The sequence below is a fragment of the Comamonas testosteroni ATCC 11996 genome, assembly GCF_000241525.1.
In the GTDB taxonomy this organism is placed as follows: Bacteria; Pseudomonadota; Gammaproteobacteria; order Burkholderiales; family Burkholderiaceae_C; genus Comamonas; species Comamonas testosteroni.
Map to the genome: position 1 here is coordinate 293,513 of NZ_AHIL01000002.1, position 15,480 is coordinate 308,992.

14 protein-coding genes are annotated in these 15,480 nt (G+C 63.3%); 7 read left to right on the forward strand and 7 right to left on the reverse strand.

The genetic code is table 11. From position 1 onward, the window contains the following. Positions 1 to 23 precede the first annotated feature (23 nt). Both CTATCC11996_RS01280 and CTATCC11996_RS01285 read left to right on the forward strand, forming a co-directional pair. The gene (locus CTATCC11996_RS01280; RefSeq protein ID WP_003072150.1) at positions 24 to 854 is read left to right on the forward strand and encodes a biotin--[acetyl-CoA-carboxylase] ligase; all 831 of its coding nucleotides are present in this window, start codon (positions 24 to 26) and stop codon (positions 852 to 854) included. A gap of 164 nt (positions 855 to 1,018) precedes the next feature. Beyond that, positions 1,019 to 1,822: a hypothetical protein gene (locus CTATCC11996_RS01285; protein ID WP_003072151.1), complete on the forward strand. Its 804-nt coding sequence runs from the start codon at positions 1,019 to 1,021 to the stop codon at positions 1,820 to 1,822. A 90-nt stretch (positions 1,823 to 1,912) separates the two neighbouring features. On the opposite strand, the gene CTATCC11996_RS01290 is transcribed toward CTATCC11996_RS01285, so the two are convergent. The 4 genes from CTATCC11996_RS01290 to CTATCC11996_RS01305 all read right to left on the reverse strand — a co-directional run bounded on the left by CTATCC11996_RS01290 (position 1,913) and on the right by CTATCC11996_RS01305 (position 5,924). Then, positions 1,913 to 2,890, reverse strand: coding sequence for a Bug family tripartite tricarboxylate transporter substrate binding protein (locus CTATCC11996_RS01290; protein ID WP_003064761.1), 978 nt, complete (start codon positions 2,888 to 2,890; stop codon positions 1,913 to 1,915). 220 nt (positions 2,891 to 3,110) lie between these two features. Next, on the reverse strand, positions 3,111 to 4,553 hold the full coding sequence (locus CTATCC11996_RS01295; protein ID WP_003072153.1) for a sensor histidine kinase: 1,443 nt from the start codon (positions 4,551 to 4,553) through the stop codon (positions 3,111 to 3,113). 92 nt (positions 4,554 to 4,645) lie between these two features. Next, complete coding sequence (locus CTATCC11996_RS01300) at positions 4,646 to 5,323, reverse strand: response regulator (RefSeq protein ID WP_003060046.1); 678 nt, start codon at positions 5,321 to 5,323, stop codon at positions 4,646 to 4,648. A 109-nt stretch (positions 5,324 to 5,432) separates the two neighbouring features. Then, positions 5,433 to 5,924, reverse strand: a complete 492-nt coding sequence (locus tag CTATCC11996_RS01305; protein ID WP_003072156.1) for a MarR family winged helix-turn-helix transcriptional regulator — start codon at positions 5,922 to 5,924, stop codon at positions 5,433 to 5,435. A 138-nt stretch (positions 5,925 to 6,062) separates the two neighbouring features. Here CTATCC11996_RS01305 and recA point away from each other — a divergent pair, with 138 nt between their 5' ends. From recA to CTATCC11996_RS01320, 3 genes are all read left to right on the forward strand, one after another. Further along, a complete protein-coding gene (gene recA, locus CTATCC11996_RS01310; RefSeq protein ID WP_003072158.1) occupies positions 6,063 to 7,172 on the forward strand; it encodes a recombinase RecA in 1,110 nt (369 codons plus the stop codon). 182 nt (positions 7,173 to 7,354) lie between these two features. After that, positions 7,355 to 7,831: a recombination regulator RecX gene (recX, locus tag CTATCC11996_RS01315; RefSeq protein ID WP_003072161.1), complete on the forward strand. Its 477-nt coding sequence runs from the start codon at positions 7,355 to 7,357 to the stop codon at positions 7,829 to 7,831. Positions 7,832 to 7,893: 62 nt separating this feature from the next. Further along, complete coding sequence (locus CTATCC11996_RS01320) at positions 7,894 to 8,628, forward strand: hypothetical protein (protein WP_034347932.1); 735 nt, start codon at positions 7,894 to 7,896, stop codon at positions 8,626 to 8,628. Positions 8,629 to 8,653: 25 nt separating this feature from the next. Here CTATCC11996_RS01320 and yddG read toward each other — a convergent pair whose 3' ends face one another. From yddG to argC, 3 genes are all read right to left on the reverse strand, one after another. Continuing rightward, entirely contained in the window at positions 8,654 to 9,574 is a 921-nt protein-coding gene (gene yddG / locus CTATCC11996_RS01325) for an aromatic amino acid DMT transporter YddG (RefSeq protein ID WP_003072164.1), read from the reverse strand. 137 nt (positions 9,575 to 9,711) lie between these two features. Further along, positions 9,712 to 11,124 carry a D-serine/D-alanine/glycine transporter gene (gene cycA, locus CTATCC11996_RS01330; protein WP_003072165.1) on the reverse strand — a complete coding sequence of 471 codons (1,413 nt, stop codon included), beginning with the start codon at positions 11,122 to 11,124 and terminating at the stop codon, positions 9,712 to 9,714. A gap of 594 nt (positions 11,125 to 11,718) precedes the next feature. After that, complete coding sequence (gene argC / locus CTATCC11996_RS01335; protein ID WP_003072168.1) at positions 11,719 to 12,651, reverse strand: N-acetyl-gamma-glutamyl-phosphate reductase; 933 nt, start codon at positions 12,649 to 12,651, stop codon at positions 11,719 to 11,721. A gap of 741 nt (positions 12,652 to 13,392) precedes the next feature. On the opposite strand from argC, the gene sucC reads away from it, so the two are divergent. Then, positions 13,393 to 14,553 carry an ADP-forming succinate--CoA ligase subunit beta gene (gene sucC / locus CTATCC11996_RS01340; protein WP_003060063.1) on the forward strand — a complete coding sequence of 387 codons (1,161 nt, stop codon included), beginning with the start codon at positions 13,393 to 13,395 and terminating at the stop codon, positions 14,551 to 14,553. Positions 14,554 to 14,573: 20 nt separating this feature from the next. Further along, positions 14,574 to 15,473: a succinate--CoA ligase subunit alpha gene (gene sucD / locus CTATCC11996_RS01345; protein WP_003060065.1), complete on the forward strand. Its 900-nt coding sequence runs from the start codon at positions 14,574 to 14,576 to the stop codon at positions 15,471 to 15,473. Positions 15,474 to 15,480: the final 7 nt, after the last annotated feature.

Here is a 15,480-nt window from a genome sequence, read left to right on the forward strand (position 1 = left end):
CATAGAAATTTTGGATAAAGAAAATGACTCAGCCGATTCACTGGAATGCCGAAGCCTTGTGGGAAGCCATTGCACCGCAGTTGCCGGGCTTTACGGTCGAGGTGCTGCCGACCATCGATTCCTCAAATACCGAAATCATGCGCCGCGCGCGCGACGGGCTGACGGACCCGGTGCTGCTGATTGCCGAGCAGCAGACCCAGGGCCGAGGCCGCCTGGGCCGCAACTGGGTCAGTGGCGTCGGTGATTCGCTGATGTTCTCGCTGGGCCTGCCACTGGCACCGCGCGACTGGTCGGGGCTGTCATTGGCGGTGGGAGTGAGCGTGGCCGAGAGCCTGCAGCCCCAGCTTCCTGCAGCGGGGGCTGCGCCCAGGATCGGCATCAAATGGCCCAACGATCTGTGGCTGGAGGGCGACCGCAAGCTGGCCGGCATTCTGATCGAGACCGCCAGCTTTGTCGGCGGCCAGCAGCACGATATGACGGCGCCGCGCTATGTGGTGATCGGTATCGGCATCAATGTACGCCCGCGTCCCGGTGACGGCATGCGCACGGCCCCGGCCTGCCTGCAGGAGCTCGATGCCGCACTGGATGCGCCCACGGCCCTGGCCTGCATATTGCCCAACCTGGTGGCCGAGGTGCAGAGCTTTGCCCTGCATGGCTTTGCTCCGCTGATGCAGCGTTTTGCCCAGCGCGATCTGCTGGCTGGACGCGAGGTGAATCTGAGCGACGGCACGAGCGGCATGGCTCAGGGTGTGGCTGCCGATGGCGGCTTTCTGGTGCGTACCGCGACCGGGCTGCAAGCCGTGACCAGTTCTGAAATCAGCGTGCGTCCGGCTGGCAGCCCGCTGCAGGCTTGAAATGAAGCACCTCATGAGGCGCTTTGCGCCTTCCTCCTCTCTCTACGCGCTGCGCGCTAGGGGAGAAGGACGCAGCCCTCGCTGCGGGGCGGCGGGGCCGCCCAGGCCCTTGCCCGGCTGCCCGCGAGCGGCTGCAGCCCATGGATAACTGATGTGAGAAACCTATGCTGAGAATCGTTTTTCTGCTCCTGGTACTGGGCAATGCCGGCTACTACCTGTGGAGCCACGGCTATCTGGCCGGCATGGGACTGGCGCCGGAGTTGCAGTCCGAGCCGCAGCGCCTTCAGGAGCAGATCAGACCGGATGCCCTGGAGCTGCAACAGCCCGAAGCGGCGCAAGCTCCGGCCGTTGAACCCGCAAAGACTTCGGAGCCTGAAGCGCCTGCGGTGGACGACAGCGCGCCGCCAGCCGCTCCCGAAAGCAAGTCGGATGGCAAGCCTGAAGCTGCAACCGTCGCGGCCAGGGAAACCAAGGACGCCAAGGATACCAAGGATGCCAAGACCGCCATCAAGGAGCCTGAGGCCTGCTATCAGGCCAACGGCATCGAAGAGGCGCAGGCCGACAGCATTCGCCGTGCGCTGGCGGGCAAGTCCAAGAGCGATTGGGAGCTGGTGGCCAGCCATCAGGGGGGGCGCTGGATGGTCTATATGGGCAAGTTCCCAGACGCCGAGTTCATGGACCGCAAGCGCGGCGAGCTGCGCCTGATGAATATCGACTTCGACCGCGCCGGCGGCAGCTTCGAGCCCGGTCTGTCGCTGGGGCGTTTTTCGACGGAAGAAGCCGCCCAGCGGCAACTGGCCACTTTCGCGCGCCAGGGCGTGCGCACGGCGCGCGTGGTGCAGGAGCGCCCCGATGTGACGACCTATGCGCTGCGCCTGCCCAAGGCCACACCGACCTTGCGCAACGAAGTGGCCGCGCTGGCCGGCAAGAACTTGGTACCCAAGGCCTTGCAGGCCTGTGCCAAGTAATTTTCGTAGCTGCTATCGCAAGAAAGGCCTGCATTTGCAGGCCTTTTGCATTGGAAAACCAGTTGCGACAAGCGTAACCAGCTCCTGTTTTTAGTCCAGATGAATATTGGCAACAGCGGCCAGTTTCTTCATCTTGGCCACTTCGCTGGCGATCTGCTTGGTGAAGTCGGCGCTCGATGTGCCCGAGGGGTACAGGCCTTGAGCAGCCATGCGCTGCTTGACGGCGGGATCCTTGAGTGCGGCAATGATGGCTTTTTGCACACGTTCCACTTGTGCGGCGGGCGTGTTCTTGGGGGCTACCAGGCCAAACCAGGAAGGCTCGTTCAGATCGGGGTGACCGGCCTGCGCATAGGTCTGCACATCGGGCAGCACGTCCAGGCGTTCATGCCAGGACACGGCCAGGGCGCGCACCTTGCCCGACTTGATATGGGGCAGCGAAGAGTTCACCTGGTCGAAGTACACGGGAACCTGGTTGCCCAGCACGTCGTTGATGGCCGGAGCCGAGCCACGGTAGGGAATGTGGTGCATTTCGGTGCCCGTGCTCTTGAGGAACTGGGCGCCCCACATATGGCCGATGGTGCCGTTGCCGGGGGTGGCATAGGACACCTTGCCGGGGTTGGCCTTGAGGTAGGCCACAAACTCGGCAAAAGTCTTCACGGGAATCAGCTTGGGGTTGATCACCAGCACGCCGGGGGCCTTGACGATCTCGGTCACGCCCACGAAGTCGTTGATCGCGTCGTAAGGCAGCTTCTTGAACACGGCGGGGTTCACGCCATGGGTGGACAGCGTGGCGATACCGAAGGTCACGCCATCGGTGGCACGGGCCACTTCGGCCATGCCGATGGAGCCGCCGGCGCCGGCCTTGTTTTCAATCACCACGGCCTGGCCGCCCAGCAGCTTGATCAGCACGTCCTGCATATTGCGGGGCACCATGTCGGTAGGGCCGCCTGCGGGGAAGGGCACGACGATGCGCAGAGGACGCGATGTGTCCTGCGCCATGCTCATGCCGGAGAAAGAAGAAGCGGCTGCGGCAGCAGCGGCGGTGTAGATGAATTGACGTCGTTGCATCAAAAAGCTCCCAGGATCCAGTGATTCCAAATTGTTGTCCTGCAGAGCACAAATAGCGACTCTTCAGACAACCCATGATCGAATTGATTCTAGGGTAAGCGAGAACTTGCCAAATACGCAGTTTCCGATATCCGCATCGGGGCAAACGGGCGCAAAGCCAAGTCTGGCGCGGCTTCTGAGCCTTGGCTGGCACCGAATTGGTGCATTTCGAGCTTGCGCTTCACTGCTGTCCGGGCATGGCCTTGAAGCGCACGGTAAACAGCGCCCCCGGCGGGGTATGACCGGGCCTGGCATCTTGCAACAGCACTTGCGCGCCATGCTGACGGGCGATTTCCATGACGATGGGCAGGCCCAGACCGGAGCCGTCGGCTTCGGAGCCCAGCGCCCGGTAAAAGGGCTGGAAGATCAGTTCGCGCTCGGCCAGCGGCACGCCGGGGCCTGAGTCCTCGACCTGCAGCAGCAGAATCTGGCCGAAATGATCGGCCTGCACGCGCACGGTGACCACGCCTGGCTGTTCGCTGGTCGATGGCGTGTAGTTGATGGCGTTGTCCACCAGATTGCGCACCAGCTCGGCGAGCAACGTGGCATTGCCGTTGAGCCAGACACCGGGCGTGCTGGCGTCGGCGCCCTCGTAGCCCAGGTCGATGTGCTTGTCCATGGCGCGCGGCAGGCAGTCCTGCACCACGTCGGTGACGATGCGCACAAGGTTGCAGCCCTGCATGGCGGGCACGGCGCTCTCGGCCCGTGCCAGTGCCAGCAACTGGTTGACAGTATGGGTGGCACGCATGCTGGAGCGGCCGATCTGCGCCAGCGAGCGCTTCAGATCTTCGGTATTCGTGCCCTCGCGCTGGGCCAGGTCGGCCTGCATGCGCAGCCCCGCCAGCGGGGTCTTGAGCTGGTGGGCGGCGTCGGCCAGAAAGCGCTTTTGCGTGGCGATGGAGTCATGCAGACGCTGCAGCAGATCGTTGACCGAATCGACCAGCGGAACCACCTCCAGCGGCACATCCTTGTGGTTGATGGGCGAGAGATCCTCTGGCTTGCGCGCGCGGATGCGCTCTTCGAGCCGGTGCAGCGGCTTGATGCCGCGCGCCAGTGCCAGCCACACCAGCAGGGCGGCCAGCGGCAGGATGACGAACTGCGGCAGCATCACGCCCTTGATGATTTCCGTGGCCAGCACGCTGCGCTTTTCGCGTGTTTCCGCGACCTGCACCAGAGCGCTGGGCTCGCCGGGCAGCGGCATGCGCACCCAGATGTAGGCCACGCGCAGATCGATACCCTTGTATTCCTCATCGCGCAGCAGCACCGTGCCGGTGGGCGGGTCCTCGTCGATGGCGGGCGGGCGGGGCAGGTCGCGCTCGCCCGCCAGATATTCGCCCCTGGTGCCGCTGACCTGGAAGAACACCGTGTCCGATTCATCGGCGCGCAGGATCTCGCTGGCCGACTGCGGCAGATTGAACTGCACCTTGCCGCGTTGCACGATGACCAGCTGAGCCAGGGCCTGGGCGTTGTACTCCAGCGCGCGGTCGAAGGGCTTGTTGGCCAGACCCTGGGCCACCAGCCAGGTCAGCGCCAGGCTCACGGGCCAGAGCAGCAGCAGCGGCGTGAGCATCCAGTCGAGGATCTCGCCAAAGAGGGATCGCTGCTCACGCTGAAAGATCTTCATGGGTGGGGCGCTATCTCATGCAAGAGGCAGCCAGCGAGGGCCGCCCCGAAGCCAAGGCTGCCGTCCCCCTTGGGGGGAAGCGGCAAAGCCGCTCAGGGGGGGGTGATTTTTTCCAGGCAGTAGCCGAGGCCGCGTACGGTGGCGATGCGGATCGGACCTTTCTCGATTTTCTTGCGCAGGCGGTGGATATAGACCTCGATGGCGTTGTTGCTCACCTCTTCGCCCCATTCGCACAGGCGCTCCACCAGCTGGTCCTTGCTGACCAGACGGCCCGCGCGCTGCAGCAGCACCTCCAGCAGGCCCAGCTCGCGCGCCGACAGCTCCACCATCTTGCCGTCGATGGTGGCCACCCGGCCGGTCTGGTCATAGACCAGCGGGCCGTGCTTGATGGTGGAGCTGGCGCCGCCCATGCCGCGACGCGTGAGGGCGCGCACGCGCGCTTCCAGCTCGGACAGCGCAAACGGCTTGGCCATGTAGTCATCGGCACCATAGTCCAGGCCCTGTACGCGCTCTTCGATCGAGTCGGCGGCCGTGAGAATCAGTACCGGAAGCGCATCGCCGCGCCCACGCAGGCGCTTGAGCACTTCCAGGCCGTGCACCTTGGGCAGGCCCAGATCGAGAATCAGCAAATCGAATTCGCTGCTGGTCAGCAAGGCGGTATCGGCCTCGCTGCCATTGGCCACATGGCTGACGACGGCGCCCGAGCTGCGCAGCGTGCGCAGCAGGCCGTCTGCCAGCACCTGGTCGTCTTCGGCAATCAGTATGCGCATGTGTGTCTCCTGCTTGTTATGTGTGCCTGTTTGCACTTTTGCTGCCATTGTAGGGATGGCCCGTGGCCGTTCGGGGCAATTCTCGACAGCCGCTTACAGGCGTCGAATCTCAGTAGCCTTCGGCATAGGCTTCCAGGCCCAGCGCGACCACGGTGGCCACATCCGCGCCCACGGCTTCGCGAAACTCGGCCTCGGCCTGGCTTACGGCGTCGTGAAAAGCCTGCAGCCAGGCCAGGCCCGCATCGGTGAAGCGCACGCGCCTGGCGCGCGCATCATGCGGGTCGGCCTCGCGCGTGACCAGGCCCCAGGCTTCGCACTGCGTCACCAGATCGGCCATGGCCTGCTTGGTCATGCCGGCCTTGTCGGCCAGATCGGTGAGCCGGTCGCCAGCCAGCGACAGATGGCGCGTGATGTGGATATGGGCTGCCCCCACCTTGTCGCGCGCCGCCAGATTGGACAGGGCCAGCGGCACCTCCACTGCACGCGCCATGAGCTGCAGCACGCGTGCATCGAAGCGGCGCATGGCATGACCCAGCAGACGGCCAAGATGGGTCTGGCGCCAGGCATCGGCGGGCGGGGTGACGGGGGCGATTTCTGACATGGATAAATAGTAAGGCAAACTGACTAAATATTTAAATAAATTCGCAATATCAGCCTCTAAACTACTGTTCAAGCATCCAGCCTGAATACAACAACAGGGCTGGCCACAGACAGTCATTCACCTACTTCGGAGCCTGATATGAACGCCATCGCCAAGACCAACGACGCCAACAGCGAAAAAGCCAAAGCCCTGGCTGCAGCCCTGGCCCAGATCGAAAAGCAGTTCGGCAAGGGCACCATCATGAAGCTCGGTGAAGGTGAGGCCATCGAAGACATTCAGGTCGTCTCCACCGGCTCTCTGGGTCTGGACATCGCGCTGGGCGTAGGTGGTCTGCCGCGCGGCCGCGTGATTGAAATCTACGGTCCCGAATCCTCGGGCAAGACCACGCTGACGCTGCAGGTCATTGCCGAGATGCAAAAGCAGGGCGGCACCTGCGCCTTTATCGACGCCGAACATGCGCTGGACACCAGCTACGCCCAGAAGCTGGGCGTGAATCTCAGCGACGTGCTGATCAGCCAGCCCGACACCGGTGAGCAGGCCCTGGAGATCTGCGACAGTCTGGTGCGTTCGGGTGCCGTGGACCTGATCGTCATCGACTCGGTGGCCGCATTGACGCCCAAGGCCGAAATCGAAGGCGAGATGGGCGACGCCCTGCCCGGCCTGCAGGCCCGCCTGATGAGCCAGGCCCTGCGCAAGCTGACGGCCACCATCAAGAAGACCAACTGCATGGTCATCTTCATCAACCAGATCCGCATGAAGATCGGCGTGATGTTCGGCTCGCCCGAGACCACCACCGGCGGCAATGCGCTGAAGTTCTATGCCTCCGTGCGTCTGGATATCCGCCGCACCGGCACCATCAAGAAGGGCGACGAGGCCATCGGCAACGAAACCAAGGTCAAGGTCGTGAAGAACAAGGTCTCGCCCCCCTTCAAGACGGCAGAGTTCGACATTCTGTTTGGCGAAGGCATCAGCCGCGAAGGCGAGATTCTGGATATGGGCGTGAACGCCAAGATTCTGGAAAAGAGCGGTGCCTGGTATGCCTACAACGGCGAAAAAATCGGCCAGGGCCGTGACAACTCGCGTGAGTTCCTGCGCGAGAACCCCGCGCTGGCCATTGAGATCGAAAACAAGGTCCGCGAAAGCCTGGGCATCAAGCTGTTGCCCGTGGACGGTGCTGCGGCTGCCGAAGCCAAGCCTGCCAAGGGCGGCAAGGGCAAGGTGGACAAGGACGGAGTGATTGAAGGTTGATTCTTCCCCCTGAGGCGCTTGCGCCTTTCGCGAAAGGGGACGACATCCTCGCTGCGGTGCGGCCCTTGCTTGATGTCCCTGGCTTGATGAACGCCAGTGTTTGAGTACGGGCCTCATTGCTCAAAAGGTTTGCCATCTTTGCGCAGGTTCGTCCTGCGCCTTTTTGTTTCTGGAGATGCGTCGTGAGCTTTGCCAAGCTTTCACTCAAGGGCCGCGCCCTCAAGCTGCTGGCGCAGCGCGAGCATTCGCGGCTGGAGCTGCAGCGCAAGCTGGCCGCCCATGTAGAGGAGGGCGATGATCTGAATGCCGTGCTCGACGAGCTGGAGCAGCGGGGCTTCATCAGCGTGGAGCGCGTGGTCGAGTCTGTCTTGCGCAGCAAGGCCGGCCGATATGGTGCAGCGCGTCTGGTGCATGATCTGCGCAGCAAGGGGCTTGATGACGAGACCGTGCGTCAGGCGGGCGAGCAGCTGCGCGGCAGTGAGCTGCAGCGCGCGCGGGCGCTTTGGTGCAAGCGCTTTGGCAGCGTGCCCGTCGACCTCAAGGAAAAGGCCAGGCAGCTGCGCTTTCTGGCTTCGCGCGGCTTTTCGGCAGATGTGGCTTCACGCGTGCTGCGCGATGCCCCATACTCCCCTGCACCCGACTGCGAGGACGAGGACTGAGGCGGCCACCCGGTCCCCGCCCACCTGCGGCGGCAACAGCTTCTTACACCGGAGGGACCCACGTGCTGACTGCTTCGCAACCCCCTGATTCCCCATCCGCATTGCGCGTGGGCCTGAGTGCAGGCAAATCGCTGCTGGGCGGCCTGATGCTCGGTGCCTTGCTGGCCCTGGTGCTGGGCTGCGGCGCGGCCGTGTTCTATTTTTCCCGCCTGATGGCCGACCCCGGCCAGGGCATTCATGCCTCGGCGCATACCGGCATCTACGGCGCCGTGATCAGCCTGCTGATGTCGCCGCCGCTGCTGGTGGCTGTGGTGCTGATCTTTATCATCCCCGCCTACCTCATGGTCGGTCTGCAACTGGGCCGCGCCCGCGCGGCAGGCAAGCTGGTGGCGCGTTACGGCCAGGGCCTGGCCGAGCGTCTGGCGGCCATGCTGGCACAGCGCATCGAGGCCCTGCCCAGCGCTCACAAGGCCATGCACAAGGCGGCCGACCTGCTCACCGTGGGCGCGGCGATGGAGCATCTGCAGCCCTGGGTGGGTAACGGGCGTGCCGTGCAGTTCGTGGTGCGCAGCGTGCTCAATCGCCTGCCGCTGGCCGATCTGCTTGAGGAATGGGGCCACACGCGCGCCCAGTGGGGCAGCGAAGGCGGCAAGGACGATCCGGCGCTGCGCGCCTTTCTGGGCGCCCGCATCCAGGAGATGCTGCAGGGTCTGACCGAGCCGCCCTGGACGCTGTTGTGGATCTTGCTGGCCGGGCATGCCACCGTGCTCGGATTGGGCATCTGGCTGACGGCCTGAGGGCCCCGGCGGGCGCGGTGCCGGCCTAATCCCGGCTGCTGCGCGTCGCCCACCAGCAGATCAGCGAGCCCAGCGTGACCAGGGCCACGCCCTGCCAGAAGCTCCAGCCCGGCAGCACCTGCAGCAGGGCGCTGGCCATCAGCGCCGAGAGCACGGGCGTGAAGTAGGACGCCGCTGCCAGCAGGGCCAGCTTGCCATGCTGGATGCCGTGCTCCCAGCAGCTGTAGCCCAGTGCCGTGAGCGCGCCGACCAGAAGAACCTGGCCGGCGGTGAGCCAGGTCCAGTGCATGGGCTGTGCGTCGCCCAGCATCAGCCATTTGAGCCACAGCGCCAGGGCAGTCCAGGTCACGAACAGGCCCACGGCGTTGAAGCCCGCACCGTGGCGGCGCGCCAGCAGCGAATAGGCCGGCCAGAGCAGGGCGGCGGCAAAACCCATGCCATAGGCCAGCGGGTTGCCCAGCACATGGCTCCACATGACCGGCAGGCTGAAGCTTTCGCCGCCCAGCACGCGCGCCAGGCCCCACAGGCAGATCAGTACGCCGGGCCACAGCCACCAGCGTGCCGCCTGCTGGCCGCACAGCACGGCCAGCACGATGGTGAGGCTGGGCCAGAGGTAGTTGATGAGCCCGATCTCCATGGCCTGGTTACGATCGTGAGCCAGGCCCACGGCCACGGACAGGCAGATCTCGTAGACCACAAACAGCAGGCCGCAGCCCCAGAGATAGGCCGGATGCATGCTGCGCCAGCGGGCCAGCTCGCGCCAGCCCTTGCGTCCGCGCGCCACGGCGATGCACAGCGCGGCCATGGTGTAGAGGCAGGCTGCGCCGCCGACCGCGCCCAGCGGCTCGGCCACGGCGCGCATCAGACCCACGGTGCAGCTCCAGCAGAGCACGGCCAGCAGGCCTATCAGGGTGGCGCGGTGCTGAAGGTTGGGATTCTGGGACATGGGACCGGCCGGGTTATCAAAACAATAGCTGCTTGCGCCCGTCAGATAAGGAATTTCAGGTGAAACACCTGAAATTCCATGCTGGGAAAGCGTCAGCTGCTATCCAAAACAAGAATGCCGCGCATTGTGCGCCGAGCTTACTGAATGGCCACCACGCCGGCTGCAGCGCGCTTGCGCACGAACTGGTAGGCCACGCCCAGCAGCACAAACCACAGCGGGGTGACGATCAGCGCCTGGCGCGTATCGTCCTTGAGCGTGAGCAGCACCAGAATACCCGCGAAGAAGGCCAGGCAGGCCACGCACATGGGAACGCCGCCGGGCATCCTGAAGCGGGAGGCCAGGTGCAGCGCTGCACGCTGGCGGCGGTAGGCGATGTAGGACAGCAGAATCAGCGACCAGACAAACATGAACAGAATGGCCGATACCGTGGTCACCAGGGTGAAGGCTTCCATCAGATCGGGAATCATCCACATCAGGAAAGCGCCTGCCAGCAGACAGATGCACGAAAACATGAGGCCGCGCGAAGGCACGCTGCGCGAGGACAGGGTGCCGAAGGACTTGGGCGCATCGCCCTTGAGCGACAGGCCGTAGAGCATGCGGCTGGTGGAGAACACTCCGCTGTTGGCCGAGGAGGCGGCCGAGGTCAGCACCACGAAGTTGATGATGCCGGCGGCGGCGGGCAGACCGGCCAGCACGAACAGTTCCACAAACGGGCTCTTGCCCGGCACCACGTCGCGCCAGGGTGTGACGGTCATGATGGCCACCAGCGCCAGCACGTAGAAGACGATGATGCGCACGGGAATCGAGTTGATGGCGCGCGGCAGCGTGCGCTCCGGATCCTTGGCCTCGGCGGCGGTGGTGCCCACCAGTTCGATGCCGACAAAGGCGAACACCGCAATCTGGAAGCCCGCGAAAAAGCCCATCAGGCCGTTGGGGAACATGCCGCCGTCATTCCAGAGATTGGCCAGCGCAGCCTGACGGCCCGCAGGCGATACAAAGCCCGAGAACACCATCCACAGGCCCACGCCGATCAGCGTCACGATGGCCACGATCTTGATCATGGCGAACCAGAACTCGGTCTCGCCGAACAGCTTCACCGTCAGCAGGTTCAGGCCCAGCAGCAGCAGCACGCAGGCAATCGCAGGCAGCCACTGCGGGATGTCGGGGAACCAGAATTGCGCGTAGCCGGTGATGGCAATCACATCTGCGATGCCGGTGACGATCCAGCAGAACCAGTAGGTCCAGCCCGTGAAAAAGCCCGCCCAGGGGCCCAGCAGATCGGCAGAGAAATCGATGAAGGAGCGGTACTGCAGATTGGACAGCAGCAGCTCGCCCATGGCCCGCATCACGAAGAACAGCATGATGCCGATGGCCATGTACACAAAGACGATGGACGGCCCGGCCAGGCTGATTGTCTTGCCCGAGCCCATGAACAGGCCCGTGCCTATGGCGCCGCCGATGGCGATCAGCTGTATGTGGCGGTTGGTGAGGTTGCGTTGCAGGTGGTCGTGGCCATCCTGGCCCGGCGCGCCTGATGCCTTGCGAGTCATCTGAGGGAAACCTTTGCAAAAGCTGCCGTCGCCACGAACGGCAACGCCGCCGCTGCGGCGCCGGACCGCAATGGCTGGCAGGAAACCTGAAATCTTAGAGCGTGGTTACGATCTCTACGCAGCCGCGTTGGAGCGCAATCGGGATGAGTTCGAAGCGATGGCTCGCCGCTTGCACCGGGGTGCAAGCAAGAGTCAGCGCACAGAAATCGCCCGATTGCGCTCCAACCCTTCGGGACAGGGGCTTCGCGGGCGGTCTGCGACGTTGCGAATCCTCGCAATAGCGCGGCTATTGCTGCGGTATCACGCCTTGCATCCCATCCCGCAAAGCCTCTGTCGCGGCGCGAGGAGATCGTAAGCACGCTCTTAGAGTCGGCAAGGATAAACCAAGCCGGCTCATGGCATCCGGGGTACTGGAATCCGGACTCGGGCGGCAGCCCTGCCGCCACAGGAGTTCGGCTGCGGGCAGGCGCATTAGAAATGCCCGCCGAGGCGGGCATCAGCGGATGTGGAGCGCATGCAGGCGTCAGTGCCCGTCGGGCAAGCGCCTGCAGCTATCGCAACCGTAGCGAGTGGGAGCGCCGACCGAGCCCGCGATTACAGGCCCAGCATGAGCTGCAGGTTCTGCACGGCGGCACCGCTGGCACCCTTGCCCAGATTGTCCAGACGTGCGATCAGCACGGCCTGGCGATATTGCTCGTTGGCAAACACGCGCAGCTCCAGCTTGTTGGTATTGGCCAGGGTGTCGGCGGCCAGCTTGTTGTCGTCCGTGGGCGGCAGCACGCTGACCCAGTTGGCGCTGGTGTTGGTCTGGGCGTAATGGCTGGCCAGCGCGTCGTGCAGGTCGGAGGCCTTGGGCGCGCCGGGCAGCAGATCCAGGTGCAGCGGCAGCTGCACCAGCATGCCCTGGGCAAAGTTGCTCACGGCGGGGATGAACACGGGGCGGCGGGTCATGCCGGTGTAGTGCAGGATTTCGGGAATGTGCTTGTGCGACAGGCCCAGAGCGTAGGCTTCGTAAGGTGCAGCATCGCCGCCTTCATAGGCCTCGATCATGGTGCGGCCGCCGCCGGTGTAGCCGGACACGGAAGGCAGGCTCACGGGGTAGTCGGCGGGAATCAGGCCGGCAGCCACCAGCGGTGCCAGCAGGGCGATGGCGCCAGTGGCGTAGCAGCCGGGGTTGGAGACCCGGGTGGCGCTCTTCACGGCGTCGAGCTGGCCGACGCGCAGTTCGGGGAAGCCGTAGACCCAGCCTGCGGCCGTGCGGTGGGCGGTGGAGGCGTCGATGATCTTGATGGCGCGGCCGGTTTCTGCGGTGATGGAGTCCACCATGGCTGCCGTTTCACGGGCGGCATCGTCGTGCAGGCAGAGGATGACCAGATCCACACCGGCAATCAGAGCGCGTTTGGCGGCCGGGTCCTTGCGCAGTGCGGGGTCGATGCTGACCAGCTCCACACCTGCAAAATCGACCAGACGATCACGGATCTGCAGACCCGTGGTTCCTGCTTCTCCGTCAATAAAGACTTTTGCCATTGCATTTTCTCCTGCACCGGCGCGCGCATTTCTTGGTTTATATGCCGCTGCCTGCGGCACCATTGCCGCTTTCCGAGCGGTGATTGTCCTTGAATCTCGTCAGGGATGTGCATTGCCTGTCTTTGAGAACGTGGTTGAGATCTCCTCGTGCCGCGACAGAGGCTTTGCGGGATGGGATGCAAGGCGCGATACCGCAGCAATAGCCGTGCTATTGCGAGGATTCGCAACGCCGCAGACTGCCCGCAAAGACACTGTCCCGGAGGGTTGGAGCGAAATCGGGCGATTTCTGTGCGCTGACTCTTGCTTGCACCGCGGTGCAAGCGGCGAGCCATCGCTTCGAACTCATCCCGATTGCGCTCCAACGCGGCTGCGTAGAGATCGCAATCACGTTCTGAGGCAAGTCTTGCGCGAATGGCCCAGTAGACGTAGCAGCTATTCGCAGTTGTCAGCACATTGCCAGCCGCTGCCTCAATGCCTTTAACTCGTATATAAGACATAAGAAAGTTGCGGGAAGAAAAGATATCGTGTAGGAATAATTTCCCTAAAGAATTCAAGGCATTGCAGCTGTTTCCGGAACACGACAAAGTTGCGCGAAATTGTGGATTTTGCGCATGTTCAGGTGTCGTTTTGCGCGGTGCAGCATGGTACATTCCTGCTCGCCATGTCATATGAACCCGATGGCCAGGCTCCCCCGAGTCGGTGGCAAGCGGGTATTTCCCCTCAGTTCAGAGAGACAAAGTCATGAAGATTCATGAATACCAAGGCAAGGAAATCTTGCGCCAATTTGGTGTGCCCGTTCCCCGTGGCATTCCTGCGTTTACCGTGCAAGAGGCTGTTGAAGCAGCCCAGAAGCTGGGTGGACCCGTGTGGGTGGTGAAGGCCCAGATTCACGCTGGCGGCCGCGGCAAGGGCGGCGGCGTGAAGGTTGCCAAGTCCATCGAGGACGTGCAAAAGCTGTCCGAGCAGATCCTGGGCATGCAGCTGGTGACTCACCAGACCGGCCCCGAAGGCCAGAAGGTTCGCCGCCTGTATATCGAAGACGGCGCCGACATCAAGAACGAGCTGTATGTGTCGCTGGTGACTGACCGCGCCACACAGAAGGTTGCCCTGATCGCTTCCAGCGAAGGCGGCATGGACATCGAGGAAGTGGCTCACTCCACTCCCGAAAAGATCATCACCGAGATGATCGACCCCCTGACCGGCATCACCGAAGCGCAATCGCGCAAGGTGGCGGCTGCCATCGGTCTGGAAGGCAAGTCCGTGGACCAGGCCGTGGATCTGTTCGCCAAGATCTACAAGTGCTACATGGACACCGACGCGTCGCTGGTGGAAATCAACCCCCTGAACTGCGACTCCAAGGGCGACCTGATGGCCCTGGACGCCAAGTTCAACTTCGACCCCAACGCGCTGTTCCGTCACCCCGAAATCGTGGCCTTCCGCGATCTGGACGAAGAAGACGCTGCCGAAATCGAAGCATCCAAGTTCGATCTGGCCTACATCTCCCTGGATGGCAACATCGGCTGCCTGGTGAACGGCGCCGGTCTGGCCATGGCCACCATGGACACCATCAAGCTGTTCGGCGGCGAACCTGCCAACTTCCTGGACGTGGGCGGTGGCGCTACGGCCGAGAAGGTGACCGAAGCCTTCAAGATCATGCTCAAGAACCCCGAAGTCAAGGGCATTCTGGTCAATATCTTCGGCGGCATCATGAAGTGCGACACCATCGCCAACGGCGTGGTCACAGCCTGCAAGGCCGTGAACCTGTCCGTGCCTCTGGTCGTGCGCATGAAGGGCACCAACGAAGAGCTGGGCAAGCAAATCCTCAAGGATTCCGGTCTGCCCATCATCGCTGCTGACACCATGGCTGAAGCAGCGACCAAGATCGTTGCTGCCGTTAAGTAATACGCCCCGGAGATAGAAACATGTCGATCTTTATCAACAAAGACACCAAGGTCATCACCCAGGGCATTACTGGCAAGACCGGTCAGTTCCACACTGAAAAGTGCCAGGAATACGCGAACGGCAAAAACTGCTTCGTGGCAGGCGTGAACCCCAAGAAGGCTGGCGAAAAGATTTTCGACATCCCAATCTTTGGTTCCGTCAAGGACGCCGCCAAGGAAACCGGCGCTACCGTGTCCGTGATCTATGTGCCTCCCGCAGGTGCTGCTGCTGCCATCTGGGAAGCGGTTGAAGCCGATCTGGACCTGGCCATCTGCATCACCGAAGGCATCCCCGTTCGCGACATGCTGGAAGTGCGCAACAAGATGAAGGCCAAGGAAGCTGCTGGCGGCAAGAAGACTCTGCTGCTGGGCCCCAACTGCCCCGGTCTGATCACGCCTGACGAAATCAAGATCGGCATCATGCCCGGTCACATCCACAAGAAGGGCCGCGTGGGCGTGGTGTCCCGTTCCGGTACGCTGACTTACGAAGCCGTGGCTCAGCTGAGCGAACTGGGCATTGGCCAGTCCTCCGCCGTCGGTATCGGTGGCGACCCCATCAACGGCCTGAAGCACATCGACGTGATGCGCGCTTTCAACGACGATCCCGACACCGATGCCGTGATCATGATCGGTGAAATCGGCGGTCCCGATGAAGCCGAAGCTGCCCAGTGGTGCAAGGCCAACATGAAGAAGCCTATCGTCGGCTTCATCGCCGGCGTGACTGCGCCTCCCGGCAAGCGCATGGGCCACGCAGGTGCCCTGATCTCCGGCGGTGCCGACACGGCTGACGCCAAGCTGGCCATCATGGAAGAGTGCGGCTTCACCATCACCCGCAACCCTTCCGAGATGGGTCGCCTGCTGCAAGGCCTGCTGAAGAAGTAAGCCCGTG